General features: G+C 35.4%; 11 protein-coding genes. 5 read left to right on the forward strand and 6 right to left on the reverse strand.

Features of this window, described 5'->3' with window-relative positions; genetic code table 11:
- Window positions 1–93: 93 nt before the first annotated feature.
- Entirely contained in the window at window positions 94–2025 is a 1932-nt protein-coding gene (locus DVK85_RS00560; RefSeq protein WP_114676565.1) for an OmpA family protein, read from the reverse strand.
- Window positions 2026–2036: 11 nt separating this feature from the next.
- The gene (locus DVK85_RS00565; RefSeq protein ID WP_114676566.1) at window positions 2037–2969 is read right to left on the reverse strand and encodes a PorP/SprF family type IX secretion system membrane protein; all 933 of its coding nucleotides are present in this window, start codon (window positions 2967–2969) and stop codon (window positions 2037–2039) included.
- A gap of 186 nt (window positions 2970–3155) precedes the next feature.
- Here DVK85_RS00565 and DVK85_RS00570 point away from each other — a divergent pair, with 186 nt between their 5' ends.
- Window positions 3156–4745 (forward strand): peptide chain release factor 3, encoded by a 1590-nt coding sequence (locus DVK85_RS00570; protein WP_114676567.1) that lies wholly within the window; start codon window positions 3156–3158, stop codon window positions 4743–4745.
- 86 nt (window positions 4746–4831) lie between these two features.
- Here the strand turns inward: DVK85_RS00570 and DVK85_RS00575 are convergent, their stop codons facing one another.
- The 4 genes from DVK85_RS00575 to DVK85_RS00590 all read right to left on the reverse strand — a co-directional run bounded on the left by DVK85_RS00575 (window position 4832) and on the right by DVK85_RS00590 (window position 13258).
- Complete coding sequence (locus tag DVK85_RS00575) at window positions 4832–9604, reverse strand: Ig-like domain-containing protein (protein ID WP_114676568.1); 4773 nt, start codon at window positions 9602–9604, stop codon at window positions 4832–4834.
- Between the two features lie 119 nt (window positions 9605–9723).
- Window positions 9724–11259: an alpha-amylase family glycosyl hydrolase gene (locus DVK85_RS00580; protein ID WP_114676569.1), complete on the reverse strand. Its 1536-nt coding sequence runs from the start codon at window positions 11257–11259 to the stop codon at window positions 9724–9726.
- Window positions 11260–11497: 238 nt separating this feature from the next.
- Window positions 11498–12046 carry a DUF3575 domain-containing protein gene (locus tag DVK85_RS00585; protein ID WP_114676570.1) on the reverse strand — a complete coding sequence of 183 codons (549 nt, stop codon included), beginning with the start codon at window positions 12044–12046 and terminating at the stop codon, window positions 11498–11500.
- A gap of 87 nt (window positions 12047–12133) precedes the next feature.
- Complete coding sequence (locus DVK85_RS00590; RefSeq protein ID WP_114676571.1) at window positions 12134–13258, reverse strand: helix-turn-helix domain-containing protein; 1125 nt, start codon at window positions 13256–13258, stop codon at window positions 12134–12136.
- 254 nt (window positions 13259–13512) lie between these two features.
- Here DVK85_RS00590 and udk point away from each other — a divergent pair, with 254 nt between their 5' ends.
- The 4 genes from udk to scpA are packed head-to-tail and all read left to right on the forward strand — an operon-like array spanning window position 13513 to window position 18069.
- A complete protein-coding gene (gene udk, locus DVK85_RS00595; protein WP_114676572.1) occupies window positions 13513–14121 on the forward strand; it encodes a uridine kinase in 609 nt (202 codons plus the stop codon).
- A 48-nt stretch (window positions 14122–14169) separates the two neighbouring features.
- Window positions 14170–14523, forward strand: coding sequence for an FtsB family cell division protein (locus DVK85_RS00600; RefSeq protein ID WP_114676573.1), 354 nt, complete (start codon window positions 14170–14172; stop codon window positions 14521–14523).
- A gap of 13 nt (window positions 14524–14536) precedes the next feature.
- Window positions 14537–15913, forward strand: a complete 1377-nt coding sequence (locus tag DVK85_RS00605) for a methylmalonyl-CoA mutase subunit beta (RefSeq protein WP_114676574.1) — start codon at window positions 14537–14539, stop codon at window positions 15911–15913.
- Between the two features lie 17 nt (window positions 15914–15930).
- Window positions 15931–18069, forward strand: a complete 2139-nt coding sequence (gene scpA, locus DVK85_RS00610) for a methylmalonyl-CoA mutase (RefSeq protein ID WP_114676575.1) — start codon at window positions 15931–15933, stop codon at window positions 18067–18069.
- Window positions 18070–18103: the final 34 nt, after the last annotated feature.

The following is an 18103-nucleotide window of genomic DNA, read 5'->3' on the forward strand; positions in this document are numbered from 1 at the left end:
TTGCGACCAACAAAAGTAATAATTCACAAAGATTATACAACAATTTAAGCCCTAAAACATTAAAATAAAAAAGTATGATAATGATAATGTATTTTATTTCTTTACAATTATAAAATCAGATCGCCTGTTATACAAGTGTTCTTCTTCAGTACACTTTACACCATTACTACATTTATTCCTCAATTGTAGCTCACCATAACCTTTCACACTTTCTATACGCTCAGGAGCTATACCTTTCGATAAAATATAGGCATAAGTAGCCTTAGCTCTATTATTAGAAAGTAATATGTTATAATCATCTTCTCCTCTAGAATCGGTATGCGATTCTATTTTTATAATAATATCAGTGAATTTTTCTAATACAAATACCACTTTATCCAACTCAGTAGCTGCCTGCGGTGTGATGTCGTATTTATCAAAATCAAAATAAATAGGTTCTATTTTAATTTTTTCTATACTGTCCTCTTTAGTTATGAGATTATCATATCTAATCAATTCAAAATCCATCCTTACTTCGCCAGATGGTGCATCAGGTGTAGTAACATCATCAGTGTCGGTACTATACCCTTTTTTAAAAGCACCTACCATAATATAATAGTTACACGGCACTTGTTCTAGTGTATATTTTCCTCTTGCATCAGTAATTACATCGCCTGTTCCAACTACTTCTCCATAAACATCGCTTGCTTTTATTGTAACCCCCTCAATAGGCGCCCCACTTGTAGCATCGGTTACAACACCAGTAAGAATATGTATGCAAACAGGTTCTCTTTTTGTAAAATAATAGATATCATCATCTCCTTTACCTCCTGTGCGGTTAGAAGAAAAGTAGCCATAATTATTATCTGAATCAATTATATAAGCAAAATCATCAAGGTTACTATTTATAGGTTTGCCTAAGTTTTTAGGTTCGCTAAAATTAATTTCGTCTTTTATATCACTTTCAAATATATCAAGCCCGCCTAACCCATAATGACCATTTGATGCAAAATAAAGTTTATCGCCATTCACAAACGGAAACATCTCTTTTCCCGATGTATTAATTTTATCGCCTAAATTTATAGGCTTACCAAAAGTACCATTAGTTTTTATTGCTACTGCATAAATATCTGTTTCGCCATAACCACCCGGCATATCGCTCGTAAAAAACATCCATTTACCATCGGTACTAAGTGCAGGATGCGCTACCGAATAATTGATTTTACTAAAAGGCAGTGCTTTTGTTTTTACTATAGTGCTATCAGCTATTGTCCCCTTTACAATGCGTATATTATTAGTACCATCTTCTGCGCTGTCCAGCTTACCATGTTTTTTTACAGTATTTGTACTATAATATACCGTTTGCAAATCGGGTGTAAAAACCAAAGATGCATTATGATATCGTGTTTGGGCTTTGGGCATAAACTTTGTTTCTGTCATAAATGAGCCATCATCTGTATTGCGTTCTGCTACATATAAATCTAAAAAAGGCTGTTCGTTCCATTGGTATATTTTACCACCCAAATGGCTCATGTCTTTACCTGATGCATACACTATTTTATTTCCATAAAAAGCAGTACCAAAATCAGCTTTATTGGTATTACTCTCAAGATTAGTTATGATATATAACGATTCTATATTATTAATACTATTAAGGTGTGCTTTTTGAGCTTCAAATTGTTTTAACTTTTCAATATTACCTGCTAGATGTTTTCGCATCAAATCATCTGCTTTTTCATAAAGCTCAGTAATTCTCAGCGTTTGTATGTAGCGGTTAAAATGAACTTCATCAAGAGCATCATCCCCATACTTTTCATACCAACTTTGGGCATTTTTATATTTACCGATATAATAATAGGTATCAGCAATATTCAGTTTTGTATGTTTTGCTGGTTTATATTTTGCTGCTATATAAGCCTCATAGGCTTTGGCAGCATCTATATATGCCATTTCATTAAACAACTTATCAGCTTTCTTTAGTTTATACTGACCAAAACAAACTGTTATGCTGAAAAACAAAAAGGTTATAAGTAGTATTCTTTTCATGATTATTTCATTTAGAAAAATCTTGGCGATTTAATACGGGTAGTTTTTGGCTGCAACTGAAAACGTAATAATATTTCATGCGAACCATCATTATACTTACTCAACTCGGTTGTTGAATAATCGTAGGAGTAACCAATAAATAATTGTTTAGTAAGTTGGAAACCTGCTAAAGCACTCACAGCGTCATCCCATCGGTAAGCTACACCTAATGTATATTTTTCCTGTAACAAAAAATTAGCAGAACCATCAATAGTAATAGGTGAACCTGTTACTATTTTACTCAAAATAGCAGGTTTAAACTTTACGCTATCAGAAACATCAAATACATACCCCCCCATTACATAATAATGTAACCTGCCCGAAACTACCGTTTCTTGTATATCATCATAATAATTGTCCTTTATAAAATTAGGTATCGAGACACCCGCATACCATTTATCGGTATAATAATACACACCCGAACCAATGGTTGCCGCTATACTATTATTAATATTTGTATTAAGTAAAGGATCTCCTGCCTGATAATATCGCCCTCGTGACCAGTCAATATTTAGTACTCTTGCACCTGCTTTCAATCCGAAAGCTAACCTACCTTGCTCTCCTAAATATAATGTATATGAAAAATTACCATCTATATAAAATTCATCTACAGGACCTATTCTCTCGTTAATAGCACTAAGCCCCAGCCCCACTTTATCATTCCATATAGGCGAGTGTACACTAAACGCTTGTGTGCGAGGTGCTCCATCTATACCTATCCATTGTGAACGATGTAGTAATATCGCATCTATACCCTCTGTAGATCCTGTATAGCCCGGATTAACTGTAAGGGTATTATACATATATTGGGTATACTGTGGGTCTTGCTGTGCTGTAACGCCCTGTACTGCAAGAACAAACAATAGTGATAAACCTATTTTTAAAGTGACAAAAAAGAACTTCATTTTCTTTTCATATTATTTTTCTTTTATATAGCGACTGTAAACAGCTTTTGTAAAAGTAACATTTTCAGCTATATCCAAAGCATTACATCTAAGAGTTTTTACAGAGTTACTGCCAATTTTTTACCAATATAATGAATTTAAAAGCTATTTTTGCACGATTTTTAAATGTAAAAGGATAATTATATAATGGGTTTTACGGAAGAAATTGAAAGAAGGCGCACCTTCGGAATCATATCGCACCCCGATGCGGGTAAAACAACACTTACTGAGAAATTACTTCTTTTTGGTGGTGCTATACAAGAGGCAGGTGCTGTAAAAAGCAACAAGATAAAAAAAGGTGCTACGAGTGACTTTATGGAAATAGAACGCCAAAGAGGTATATCGGTAGCTACATCGGTACTGGCTTTTAATTACCAAAATAAAAAAATAAACATACTCGACACACCTGGTCACAAGGATTTTGCTGAGGATACTTTTCGTACCCTAACGGCAGTAGATAGCGTTATTGTAGTTATTGACGTAGCAAAAGGTGTTGAGGAACAAACTGAAAAACTGGTAAAGGTATGCCGCATGCGAAAGATACCTATGCTAGTTTTTATCAATAAACTTGACCGTGAGGGTAAAGATGCCTTCGACCTTATGGATGAGGTAGAACAAAAACTAGGGCTTACCGTTACTCCGCTTAGTTTCCCTATAGGTATGGGCTACGATTTTCAGGGTATTTATAACATCTGGGAAAAGAATATCAACTTGTTTAGTGGCGACAGCCGTAAGAATATTGAGGAGACTATTGCCTTTGATGATATTGACAACCCTGAACTAGAAAAACTGATAGGTGCTAAACCTGCCGAAACATTACGAGAAGAACTAGAGCTAATTAATGAAGTTTACCCTGAGTTTGATAGAGAAGCTTATCTTGAAGGAAATTTACAGCCCGTGTTTTTTGGTTCGGCATTAAATAACTTTGGGGTACGTGAATTACTAGACTGCTTTGTAGAAATAGCTCCTACTCCACGACCTAAAGATTCTGATACTAGAACAGTATCTCCTGTAGAAGAAAAATTTTCGGGGTTTGTATTTAAAATACATGCCAATATGGACCCTAAGCACCGTGATAGAATCGCGTTTGTAAAAATTGTATCGGGTACATTTGAAAGAAATAAACCGTATTTACACGTACGACTGAAAAAGAACCTAAAATTCTCTAGTCCTAATGCATTTTTTGCTGAGAAAAAAGAGATTGTAGACATCTCCTATCCTGGCGATATTGTAGGGCTACATGATACAGGAAACTTTAAAATAGGTGATACACTAACCGAAGGAGAACAAATGAGCTTTAAAGGCATTCCTAGTTTCTCTCCTGAGCATTTCCGATATATCAATAATGCAGATCCACTAAAGGCTAAACAGCTTGAAAAAGGTATCGACCAGCTTATGGACGAAGGTGTTGCACAGCTCTTTACCCTTGAAATGAACAACCGTAAAGTAATAGGTACAGTGGGTGCACTACAATATGAAGTTATACAATATAGATTGGAACATGAATATGGTGCTAAATGTTCTTACGAAAACTTCCCTGCATACAAGGCTTGTTGGGTAAAACCTGATGACCCTAAAAATGAAGAGTTTGCCGAGTTTAAAAGAATAAAACAAAAATTTATGGCAAAAGATAAATACGGACAACTTGTATTTCTTGCCGACTCTGAGTTTTCAATACAAATGGCTGCCCAAAAATTTCCAAGCGTAAAACTAATGTTTACATCAGAGTTTGATTAAGAAGATTAAAGCTTAACTAAAAGCTCAGTAATAGAAAAAGCCCCGTGCAATGCACGGGGCTTTTGATTATATAAAACTTATATTACTTAGTTTTTAACTACTTTAAACGATGTCGTTTTGTTATCACTAGTAGCTCTTACTATGTAAGTACCTGCTGATAATGCCGACATATTTACTTGTACATTATTACTCGTAGTATTTCTTTCTATTACTGGTTGACCCAATAAATTATATACTATTATCGATGTTATGTTCTCTTTAAACTCTACATTCAAGATATCATTAACAGGGTTAGGGTAGTGTGTAAACTTAGCATCTGCAAGTACAGGAGTACTTAACACTTCTTCTACAGTTACTGCAAGTGCTTCACTTGAACAATCACCATTAACAGAAACTGCATAATAAATTGCTTCATTTACAAGTACTGTAGTAGCATCTACAATTGTAGTAAGTTCAGCATCGCTATACCATACTATATTATCACCTGTAACATCTAGATCAGCAATAGTTTCACCTGTTGTAAATTCTTGTGTAGCTTCACCTACTGGTATTGCTACTTCTGTTATAGTTACACTAACTTCTGTTCTTGCACTTTCACATCCGTTTACTATTTGTGATACATAATAAGAACCTGTTGCTAAAGCGGTATCTATAGGAAGTGTAGTCATGGTAGTTGCATCGGCATACCATATGGCTGCTCCTTCAACGGTAACCATAAGTTCTGCTGCTGTAGCTGAACCACAGAATGCTTGTGCATCTGCTGTTGGTGCAACTGGTATAAGGTTTACGGTTACACTAACTTCTGTTCTTGTACTTTCGCATCCGTTTACTGTTTGTGATACATAATAAGAACCTGTTGCAAGAGCTGCATCTGCTGCAAGAGCAGTTCCGCCTGTTTCAACATCATACCACATTGGGTTGTCTCCTGTTGTTACGGCAAGATCTGCTACTGTAGCTGAACCACAGAATGCTTGTGCATCTGCTGTTGGTGCAACTGGTATAAGGTTTACGGTTACACTAACTTCTGTTCTTGTACTTTCGCATCCGTTTACTATTTGTGATACATAATAAGAACCTGTTGCTAAAGCTGTATCTATAGGAAGTGTAGTCATAGTAGTTGCATCGGCATACCATATTGCTGCCCCTTCTGTAGTAGCGGTAAGATCTAATGGAGTAGCAGAACCACAGAATACTTGTGCATCTGCTGTTGGTGCAACTGGTATTGGGTTTACAGTTACACTAACTGCTGTTCTTGTACTTTCACATCCATTTACTGTTTGTGATACATAGTAGGTTGCTGTTACAAGAGTTGCATCTGTTGCAAGAGCAGTTCCGCCTGTTTCAACATCATACCACATTGGGTTGTCTCCTGTTGTTACAGCAAGATCTGCTACTGTAGCTGAACCACAGAATGCTTGTGCATCTGCTGTTGGTACAGATGGTATTGGGTTTACTGTTACAGTAACTTCTGTTCTTGTACTTTCGCATCCGTTTACTGTTTGTGATACATAATAAGAACCTGTTGCAAGAGCTGCATCTGTTGCAAGAGCAGTTCCGCCTGTTTCAACATCATACCACATTGGGTTGTCTCCTGTTGTTACAGCAAGATTTGCTACTGTAGCTGAACCACAAAATGCTTGTGCATCTGCTGTTGGTGCATCTGGTATTGGGTTTACTGTTACAGTAACTGCTGTTCTTGTACTTTCACAGCCATTTATTGTTTGTGATACATAATAGGTTGCTGTTGCAAGAGTTGCATCTGTTGCAAGAGCTGTGCCTCCTGTTTCAACATCATACCACATTGGGTTGTCTCCTGTTGTTACAGCAAGATCTGCTACTGTAGCTGAACCACAGAATGCTTGTGCATCTGCTGTTGGTACATCTGGTATTGGGTTTACAGTTACACTAACTGCTGTTCTTGTACTTTCACATCCATTTACTGTTTGTGATACATAGTAGGTTGCTGTTACAAGAGTTGCATCTGTTGCAAGAGCAGTTCCGCCTGTTTCAACATCATACCACATTGGGTTGTCTCCTGTTGTTACAGCAAGATCTGCTACTGTAGCTGAACCACAGAATGCTTGTACATCTGCTGTTGGTGCATCTGGTATTGGGTTTACTGTTACAGTAACCTCTGTTCTTGTACTTTCACATCCATTTACTGTTTGTGATACATAGTAGGTTGCTGTTGCAAGAGTTGCATCTGTTGCAAGAGCAGTTCCGCCTGTTTCAACATCATACCACATTGGGTTGTCTCCTGTTGTTACAGCAAGATTTGCTACTGTAGCTGAACCACAGAATGCTTGTGCATCTGCTGTTGGTGCATCTGGTATTGGGTTTACGGTTACAGTAACCTCTGTTCTTGTACTTTCACAGCCATTTACTGTTTGTGATACATAATAGGTTGCTGTTGCAAGAGCATCAACGTTAGCCAACATATTATCATCTGCATCATACCAGTTTATATTTTCATACTCTGTTATAACTTGTACATTATCAACATTCCAAGATTTAGCAGTATTAGTACCATTTTCCGAAGTATATTTAAAAGCAATTACAAGATCTGAACCAACTGCCTCTGAAACATCTAAATCCCCAGAATTAACCCAACTATACCCACCTGAAGAACTTAATACAGGAGATAACAATTGCCAAGATGTTGTTGTAACGTTTCCTGTATAATTCGTTGTATAGTAAACTTCTATATCTGGACCACTATAATTGTAAGCACTATCAAAACTAAAAGTTGCTCCAATAACGCTAGATGGTATTGTAATAGGATTAGAAACCAACCAATCTTCATTATCTTCTAGATAACCGTTTATAGCTGCACTATTAGATGGATTACCAGAGGTATTGGTTTCCCATACTGTATCTCCATTAATACTAATTACATTCCAGTTAGAAAGGTTATCAAAATTATCTTCAAAAGTAGTTTCAAACACACTTATGCCTTCTGCCATCAAATCAGCTACAGTTGCAGCTCCACAAAACGTTTGTGTACTTGCTGCTGTTGGAGCAGCAGGTGCTTCGTTTATTGTTACAGCAACTGCTGTTCTTACACTCTCGCACCCACTAACTATTTGTGAAACATAATATGTACCAGTTACAAGTGCGGCATCTGTAGCTAGTGGAGTACCTCCTGTTGCTACGTCATACCAATTGTATATATTACTAGAATATCCCGTAAAACTAATATTTTGAACAGCCTCAGTAAATGAAGCCTCACCAGTAACATTACTAGATTCAAGTTTTATTTGTATATTACTACTTGAATCATTTATATCTACAGTATATGTATTATATGAAGCTTCATCTCCAACATTTACCCCTTGTTGTGGATTAATTGTTGTTACAAGACTTTCTATACCACCTACTATTTTTATTACAGATATTGTACTTACCCCTCCTAATGATACCGCATCGAAAGTTATTGATTGTAAACCATCGAAAGAAGGAGAGGTTATATGTGCACCGCCTGGATTTGAATTGAATAATACTAAGTATTGTCCTGCTGTTGCTAGAACACTATTAAGCTCCCAAGAACCTAAACTTAAGTCATAGTTGGCTGAAAGTGTACCACTAGGTAAACTTGAGAAATCTTCTTGTTCTGGTGCTGGCGGTACAAGTATCGAAGAGGTTAAGTCAGCAATAGTAGCAGCACCACAAAGCACCTGAGCTTCAGCCTCTGGGGCTTCAGCTATTGTGTTAACACTTACTGCAACTGCAACTCTTGCACTTTCACATCCATCTACGGTTTGTGAAACATAATATGTACCTGTTGTTACAGTAGCTTCTGGAGCTAATGCTGTACCTCCTGTTTCTGCTTCATACCATTTTGGCATTTCGCCTGTCGTTACTGTTAAATTTGCTACTGTAGCAATACCAGAACATAATGACTGTGATTCTGCTGTTGGTAAAGCTACCGAACCACATACAGTAGTAGTAACCTGAATTACATTAGAATTACCTGAAACCGTTACGCCATCATATGATCTAACTCTAAAATAATAAGTTGTGTTAGGTTGAAGACCTGTTACATTATATGATGTTACATTACCAACATCTAAACCGTCATATCCTGTTAAAAATGATGGATCATAACCGCCATCAAAAGTATGACTTCCTAAAGAAGTTAATGGTTGAGTAACACTATTATATGTAAAAGAAGAAACAATCCATTCTGAATCAGTAGCATTTGTACCTGCTGCCGTTCCCCAATCAGTAGTCGGATCAAAAACAGATGACTTTCTAATTAAAATTTTATCTTTAGTAGCTCCGCTCACTCCTGCAACACTCCATGCTGATCCAGGATCAATACCATCACCTATAGCATCAATCAAATTAAAATCAGTACCACTACCTCCATTCCACGCTATACCAAGTGCATCATCTCCATTATGAGAAAGACTCCCTGTGTACATATCTGCATTATATACATCTGTAGAATTATTTGCGATAACATAAGTAGCATCATTGGCTAGTGTACCCGAAAGTGTTATATCTGATTCTGGCCAGCTTCCGCCATTAGATATTATCCAGAGTTCATAATTTGAAAGATCTACTGTAGCACCTGTACCATTAAAAATTTCAATATACTTTTTGCTACCTCCACTACCTTCTCCATACTCTGATATAATTAGGTTAGAGGCAACTACATTAGTCCCAAAAGTTGATGATTCACTTACATCTAAGTAGTAACCTGTTGCACCTGTAACTGATTGCCAAGTTGCTGTAAACTCTCCTGTTGTTACATCTGTTGCACTTGTAGCAATAGGCTGACCAAAAGAAATGGCAGCAGAAAGCATAAACGCGACGAGTAATAGGTTTTTAATTTTTCTTTGTACTTTTTTAATCATAGCTTTAAATTGATATATTAATTTTGCTTATAAACATTGCAAGCAAATGTATAAATCTTAACTTAAAACAAGATGTCTCAGAATTAAAGTAAACATTAAATTATTGTTAATCAACATTATTACATCATCCTCCATACCTGAACCCAGTAAGGTGGTAATATTAGGGTACGTCCTCCCTTTGGGAAGTTATAATTAGCAGACCCCATAATTAGCTGTAGTTTATTTAATGGCAATGAATCATCGGCAATAGAAACTACCTGTTGCGATCCTGACAAATTTATCATAACTAATACTTTTTGATTACCTCCTATTTTAGTAAAAGCAATCACATTATCATTAGTATTAGCTACTCTGCTATAGTTGCCCAAGCCAATAGCAGGCTGCCTGCGTCTTAATTTTATTAACTCTTTATAAAAATCGAATAGTGAATTAGGTGTTTTTTGCTGTTCTTCTAAAGAAAACCCATCATTGGGTATCATTGGGTCTTTGTCTTTCCATGGGGCATTATTTAAATACCATAAAGCTGCTCCTTTAGTTATCGTATCAGCATACCATTTATATGATTGTCTTACAGGAATAATTTGCCCATCAACTTCTACCTCAAATTGTCTTCCGTGCATCCCTATTTCTTGACCATAATATATAGATGGCACCCCTCCTATAAGAAGATTTAATGCCGCCGCAACTCTAAGCTTATCTATAGTAATCCCTTCTAACGAAGAGAACCTATCAGTTTCGGGAATTTCTAGAAATACAATCGGTTGTTTATCTTTAGGTAATGTTGTAAATGTACTATCGGCAGCTGCAATAATTTTCTTTTTATCAAATGTAGTTATTGCTTCGCGAAGCGGATTAGCATATACCCTATCAGCATTAGCTACTGTAAAACAATCTGAACCATACTTATCTTTACCCGATTGAAGAGCTATAACTTCTAATTTAGGGTTTACTTTTTTCAAACCTTCTATAAGCGGTTTCCAAAATGTTTTTAACCCTTGCCCTGTAGCACCTTGTGAAGGATATCCGTTCCCCATACCTATAAACCTGAAACCATCTACCCCGTCTTTCCCCATAGCATCTTCGTTAATATATATTAAATCAGATAGCTGTTTTAGAAAATACTTTTGCACGTCGGGACTAGTAAGGTTTACAGCTACTACTTGTTCTTTATTATCGTTATATGTACTATGTAACTCTATATTTTTAAGAAAAATAGGCTTTTTATTTTGCTTATCTGTATAAGATATATATCCTGAATATTGAGAATTAGGATTACGATAAGAGTCTTTATACCATACATGTTTCCCCGAAACATAGTTAAGCTGCACATCTTGGTATATTTTCATACGTCTTAAATGTACCGCTTTTATCAAAGCTTTATAATCAGCCCAGTTGCCATAGGTAGTATCTATCTTTTCAAAACTATCAGCATAATAATTATGATAAAAACTTGATTGATATATAGGAGAAAGCACTATACTGGTTACCCCTAGTTTATACAACTCGTCTAGTTTTTGCTCAACTCCTTTAAGGTCGCCATACCCATCATTATTACTATCAAAAAAACTTCGGGTAAAAATTTCATACATTACCTCTTGTGCCGAAAGTGGGGCTGATAAACAAAATAATGAAAACAGTAATACTATTTTTTTCATAGCTTATATATTGTAACATTTTGTTTCAAATATAAGGCTATTTCTTTTTTTGCATACCATCTTCCATTATATATCGAGTAGTTAAGTTAAAACAAAATATTTACCAATATAATTACCTTCTACCTCTACTAATCTTACCTAAACGTTTGCATTCTTCATTGCTCTAAAAGGCTTTTTTAAATAAAATTTAAATCTACAATTGCTATGGTTTTGCTTGGAGACACTTTTTCTATTTAGACTAAAAGCGGTAACCTACACTTATTGCGCGACGATTAATAACATCATGATCTGTTTTATCAGCATTAAATAAGTTTCCTCCCATACCAACTAATACTTCAAAAACGATTCCGCTTTTAGTAACCCATTTACACCCAAAACTTAAACCAAGTGATAAATCAATCACATCAGGACCTTCGTTTAAAGTAATATTTCCATTAACATCCATTAATTGTTTTCCATCGGTTGAGCCTAATGTACCAAATCCTTCAATAAAAAACCCTGAAGCATACTTTTTACCAAAGTATCTCCTATAAAAAGGAGAAATTTGAAAATTAGCATCCTCGTCATATTTTTGGCTAAAGACATACATACCAGTTATTCCTAGTGAAGATTTTTTATTTAAGTTCCTTTCATAAGTTCCTTCAAAAAGTCCCAATGCTGTAAAATACACATTGATTTTTACATCATTTTTCTTTTCAAATTGATTCTTGATAGTTTCACTTTGGTTTTGTGCTTTAGCCGTAAAAAGAGAAAACAAAAACACGATTATTAAAGATGTTTTTTTCATAAAAAGTTTATTTATTTTTTCATTGGCAAAAGTAAATTAAGCTAGTATAAAAAGGTTTCAACATCTTAAAACTGAAGAAATCGGTACTTATTTTTGACTATTACGATAATTATTTGGGGTCATTCCAGTAACTTTCTTAAATGCTTTATAAAAGGTAGTTTTTGAAGTAAAACCTGACTCTAATCCTAAGGCTAATATATTGTAGTTCTCATATTCTGGATCTACAATCATTTTCTTAACAGCTTCTACACGATATTGGTTTATGTAGTTTGCAAAATTTTCTCCTGTAACAGTATTTACAAGTTGAGAAACATAACCTGTACTTATACCTAATCTTTCAGCAATTTTTTCTCTATTTAATGTGCTATCTTTATAAATCTCTTGGTTTTCACAAAGTTCTTCAAGTTTTTTAAAATACTGATTATCTGGCGTAAAAGATTCCTTTTTAATAATAACCTCAGTTGACATATCGTTGTTTAGAATTAATAAGCTATTATTCAGCAATATGTTAATACCTCCTTTATCTTTAGCTAGTTTATACTTATAAACCCCAATATATGCTGTCCAATGTATTAAGAATGCTGCAAATAGTGCTATAATTTTCATGACATACAAAATATCATAATGTAAAAATATAGCTAAAAGTATAGCGATTACCCAAGAAAACAATAGTATAGAAACAATTATACATAAGAGCGTTAACCATTGTTTTTCTTCTTCATCTTTTGAAAATTTTATAAAACTATATGTGTAGATTAAAATAGCAGGAATAAATGTTAAGACTAAAAAAAGTTCTATATAGTTTAGAATCTCAAATAATTTAATACCCAAATCTGTGATATTATACATATCAGTAACAGTATAAGAGGTATTAAGAATACTGATAATGACCGAATAACTAAAAGGAACGAAAAACCATAGTAATTTTTTTGAATTCTTTACAGGATGATTTGCTTGGTTTACAACAAACAAAAAAATAAAAACTGGAAAAAGAAATGCCCATTCTATATGATCAAAAAATCGCAGGAAAGAAATGGTATTAAATGCTTCTGAGATTTCAAAAACAAGATTTAACAGAAGTATGGAAAGTGTAAATATGGCATAGGCCAAATATTTATTTGCAATACTCTTAAATAAAGGTGATTTTAAAATAATTATTCCTAAAATTATCCCTTGAAAAATTGCAATATTTAGAAGTGTTGTATAAATCAAAAATGAATATGCATTAATAAATTATCTTTCAGTACAAGTAAATATGCTTTATAACGTGATGGCATAGAAAATATTGCTTATTTGTATACGATGGTTTTCCGATGAAAAACTAGAAAATAGCAAACACATAACCCACTGTTATGATACACAAAAACACCAATCACACATTAAATATTTACATAAAATGAGATTTAATATAAAATGCCTATCGAGAATTGCTACTTTTGCAAAACATAAAACAATACAATTTACAAATGCTTATCATAGGAATTGCAGGCGGTACCGGAAGCGGAAAAACAACTGTTGTACACCAGATAATGAACGAACTACCACTAACAGAGGTAGGTATAATATCTCAAGACTCATACTATAGAGATAATTCATCACTTAGTTTTGAAGATAGGGCAAAAATAAACTTTGACCATCCTAGAGCTATTGATTTCGAATTACTGGCACAGCACCTAAAAGAGTTACGAGAAGGAAAAACGATAGAACAACCTGTATACTCGTTTGTAACTCATAATAGAACAGATGATACTGTGATAACTCACCCCAGAAAGGTAATGATAGTAGAAGGCATACTTATACTTTCCGACCCTAAGCTTAGGGAGATGTTTGATATTAAAATATTTGTACATGCCGACTCTGACGAGCGATTGATAAGAAGACTAAAGCGTGATATTGCAGAGAGAGGACGTGATATGGATGAGGTGCTAAACCGATACCAAACTACGCTAAAACCTATGCATCAACAATTTATAGAACCTACTAAAACACATGCCGACATCATTATTCCTAATGATAAATATAATACGGTAGCTATTGATGTAGTACGAGCAGTAATAAACCAACGTCTTGCATAAAAAATATCAAAAAAAGTAGTACTTTGTAATTGTTTATAAATTTTCAACATGAAAGCTTTCAGCAAATTAACCACAAAATATCCTTTCCTAAAATTCATAGGAAACAGGTACTTACTGGTTATAATTTTTTTTGCTGTATGGATGTTTTTTATAGATAATTACTCCCTTTATTTTGATCATCCTGTTTTAGATAAAGAGATTAAAGAACTCGAAGAAAATAAAGCATACTACATTCAGGAAATAAAAAAAGATAGTACCAGTATAAAGCATCTGAATAATCCTGACCAGACTGAAAAATATGCGCGTGAACAATATTACATGAAACGCGAAAATGAAGATATATATATAATAGAATTTGAAGAGGATGTGCCCGAAGAGGTAACAACCAACAAATCACTATAAAAAATTTTTGTACATGAGCGAACATCTATTTAACGGGTTTGAACCTGTATCATCCAAACAATGGAAACAACAGATACAGTTTGAGCTTAAAGGAGCAGATTATAACGAAACACTTGTATGGGAAAGCCCCGAAGGTATTAAGGTAAAACCTTTTTACCATAATGACGAGTTTACCCCTACCGCACCCACAGGTACAAAAGCTGCTAACTTCAGTATATGTCAGAATATATTTGTTTTCGATATAGAAAAATCTATTTCAAGAGCAAATGACACTTTAAAACGTGGTGCCGAAAGCCTACGCTTTACTATAGAAAATGACAAAACAGACGTAGAAAAACTGCTTAATGGAATTCCTTTAAAGGAGACTACTGTTTATATAAATTTGAGTTTCCTTTCAATCGATTTCGTAAAACGTATTGACGTCTTTGCAAAACAAAAAGGCACAACAATATATATTCAACTAGATCCTATTGGCAACCTTGCCAAAGAAGGAAACTGGTTTGGTGGTATGCAAAAAGATATTGATACCTTAAATACTATTGCTATAGCTTGTAGCAACATCAACTTTTTAAGTGTAGATGGAAGCCTCTATCAAAATGCAGGAGCCAATATTGTACAACAAATAGCCTATACAGTAGCTCATGCTAATGAATATTTCAATTCAATAGCGACTATAAACAAACCTATAGTATTACAGGTTGCCGTTGGTACAAACTACTTTTTTGAGATTGCAAAATTACGTACATTAAGAAAATTGTTTAGGCTTATTGCTAATGAGTATAACCATACTGAGGGTTGCCATATAATTGCCACACCATCAAAACGAAATAAAACATTATACGACTATAATGTAAATATGCTACGTACTACTACCGAATGTATGAGTGCTATACTAGGCGGTGCTAATGCGATTACCAACCTCCCTTATGATGCTCTATATCATAAAGACAATGAATTTGGCGATAGAATAGCAAGGAATCAACTACTTGTACTAAAACACGAAAGTTATTTTGATAAAGTAGACAATCCTGCCGATGGTGCTTATTACATTGAAGAACTAACACAACAAATGGCAGAGAAAGCTCTGGCTATTTTTAAAGATATAGAAGCTAATGGTGGTTTTTTACATCAGCTAAAAGACGGTACTATACAACGAAAAATACAAGAAAGTGCTACTAAAGAACAAGAACTTTTTGATAGTGGTAAAGAAGTACTACTAGGTACCAATAAATACCCTAACAAGAACGACAGAATGAGTGGCGAACTGGAATTATATCCGTTTGTAAAAAAAGATCCTAGAAAAACACTCATTACTCCGATAATAGAAAAACGCCTAGCGGAGCAAATAGAGCAGGAAAGACTAAACGGAGAAGATAAAAACGGTTGTTAATTACAAAGAAAGTCATGATGAAGAGAAAAGACCTACAACATATTCAACTTAAAGATACTCCTAAGAATACTACCTCCTCAGCAGAAGAAAATAACTTTACTACTGCCGAAGGTATTGAGATAAAAAAAGAATATAATCATAACGATATTGAAAATCTGGAGCACATAGGGTTTGCTGCAGGTTTTGCACCAAACCTTCGTGGACCTTACAGCACTATGTATGTGCGTCGCCCATGGACAGTAAGGCAATATGCAGGTTTCTCTACCGCCGAAGAGAGTAATGCGTTTTACAGACGTAATCTTGAAGCAGGACAAAAAGGACTATCTGTAGCGTTTGACCTTGCCACACACCGAGGGTACGATAGCGACCACGAACGCGTAGTAGGCGATGTAGGTAAAGCAGGTGTAGCAATTGATAGTGTAGAAGACATGAAAGTACTTTTTGACCAAATTCCATTGGGCGAAATGTCGGTTTCTATGACTATGAATGGTGCAGTACTACCCATTATGGCATTCTATATTGTAGCTGCCGAAGAGCAGGGCGTAGCACCTGAATTACTTTCGGGAACGATACAAAATGATATATTAAAGGAGTTTATGGTGCGTAATACGTACATCTACCCTCCTACACCATCAATGAAAATTATTGCTGATATATTTGAATATACCAGTAAAAACATGCCGAAGTTTAACTCTATTAGTATATCGGGCTACCACATGCAGGAAGCAGGAGCTACTGCCGATATTGAGCTTGCCTATACCCTTGCCGATGGTCTTGAGTACATCCGTACAGGGCTTGCAGCAGGTATGAAAATAGATAAATTTGCACCACGTCTTTCTTTCTTTTGGGCTATTGGTATGAACCATTTTATGGAAATTGCCAAAATGCGTGCAGGGCGTATGTTGTGGGCAAAACTGTTACAACAATTTAATCCCGAAAATCAAAAATCGTTAGCACTGCGTACCCACTGTCAAACCAGTGGTTGGAGTCTTACAGAACAAGACCCTTTTAACAATGTAGCACGTACGTGTATAGAAGCTGCGGCAGCAGCTTTTGGCGGAACACAGTCATTACATACTAATGCATTAGATGAAGCTATTGCGCTACCAACTGATTTCTCGGCACGTATAGCACGTAATACACAAATATTCTTACAAGAAGAAACCAAAATAACTAAAACTGTCGATCCTTGGGCAGGCAGCTACTATGTAGAAAGCCTTACTAAAGAAATCGCCGATAAAGCATGGGCACTAATTGAAGAGGTAGAAGAACTCGGAGGTATGACCAAAGCTATTGAAGAAGGTATACCTAAACTGCGTATTGAAGAAGCTGCTGCACGTAAACAAGCACGTATAGACAGCGGACAAGATATAATAGTAGGTGTAAACAAATATCGTCTTGAAAAAGAAGACCCATTACATATACTGGATGTAGATAACCAAATGGTACGTCGCCAGCAGATAGAACGTTTAGAACAGATAAAAGCAAGCCGTGACAACCAAAAAGTAACTGAGTGTTTAGAGAAACTAACCGAATCGGCTAAAACGGGCGAAGGCAACTTATTAGCTTTAGCAGTAGAAGCTGCCCGCTATAGAGCAACATTGGGTGAAATAAGTGATGCCCTCGAAACAGTATATGGCAGGTACAAAGCACAAATAAAATCATTTAGCGGTGTGTATAGTAAAGAGATAAAAAACGATGAGAGCTTTGAAAAAGCCAAGCAGCTTGCCGATGAATTTGCAAAGCTAGAAGGACGTCGTCCGCGTATCATGATTGCTAAAATGGGGCAAGACGGTCATGACCGTGGTGCAAAAGTTGTAGCTACAGGTTATGCCGATGTAGGTTTTGATGTAGATATAGGTCCGTTATTCCAAACACCTGCCGAAGCTGCAAAACAAGCGGTAGAAAATGATGTGCATATTCTTGGTGTATCGTCTCTTGCAGCAGGACATAAAACGTTAGTACCCCAAGTTATAGCAGAGCTTAAAAAATATGGTCGCGAAGATATTATGGTTATTGTAGGAGGGGTTATCCCTGCCCAAGATTACCAATATCTTTTTGATTGTGGTGCTGTTGCCGTGTTTGGTCCTGGTACCAAAATAAGTGAAGCTGCCATTAAAATTTTAGAGGTCTTGATTAAAGGTTTTGAAGAATAACACGATTAAAAAGTAATATTTTTAGTCTCAATTC

The organism is Flavobacterium arcticum, from assembly GCF_003344925.1.
In the GTDB taxonomy this organism is placed as follows: domain Bacteria; phylum Bacteroidota; class Bacteroidia; order Flavobacteriales; family Flavobacteriaceae; genus Flavobacterium; species Flavobacterium arcticum.

Coding starts and splice junctions, on each gene's coding strand:
- DVK85_RS00560 (WP_114676565.1), bottom strand. CDS start 2,025: ATGAAAAGAATACTACTTATAACCTTTTTGTTTTTCAGCATAACAGTT.
- DVK85_RS00565 (WP_114676566.1), bottom strand. CDS start 2,969: ATGAAGTTCTTTTTTGTCACTTTAAAAATAGGTTTATCACTATTGTTT.
- DVK85_RS00570 (WP_114676567.1), top strand. CDS start 3,156: ATGGGTTTTACGGAAGAAATTGAAAGAAGGCGCACCTTCGGAATCATA.
- DVK85_RS00575 (WP_114676568.1), bottom strand. CDS start 9,604: ATGATTAAAAAAGTACAAAGAAAAATTAAAAACCTATTACTCGTCGCG.
- DVK85_RS00580 (WP_114676569.1), bottom strand. CDS start 11,259: ATGAAAAAAATAGTATTACTGTTTTCATTATTTTGTTTATCAGCCCCA.
- DVK85_RS00585 (WP_114676570.1), bottom strand. CDS start 12,046: ATGAAAAAAACATCTTTAATAATCGTGTTTTTGTTTTCTCTTTTTACG.
- udk (WP_114676572.1), top strand. CDS start 13,513: ATGCTTATCATAGGAATTGCAGGCGGTACCGGAAGCGGAAAAACAACT.
- DVK85_RS00600 (WP_114676573.1), top strand. CDS start 14,170: ATGAAAGCTTTCAGCAAATTAACCACAAAATATCCTTTCCTAAAATTC.
- DVK85_RS00605 (WP_114676574.1), top strand. CDS start 14,537: ATGAGCGAACATCTATTTAACGGGTTTGAACCTGTATCATCCAAACAA.
- scpA (WP_114676575.1), top strand. CDS start 15,931: ATGAAGAGAAAAGACCTACAACATATTCAACTTAAAGATACTCCTAAG.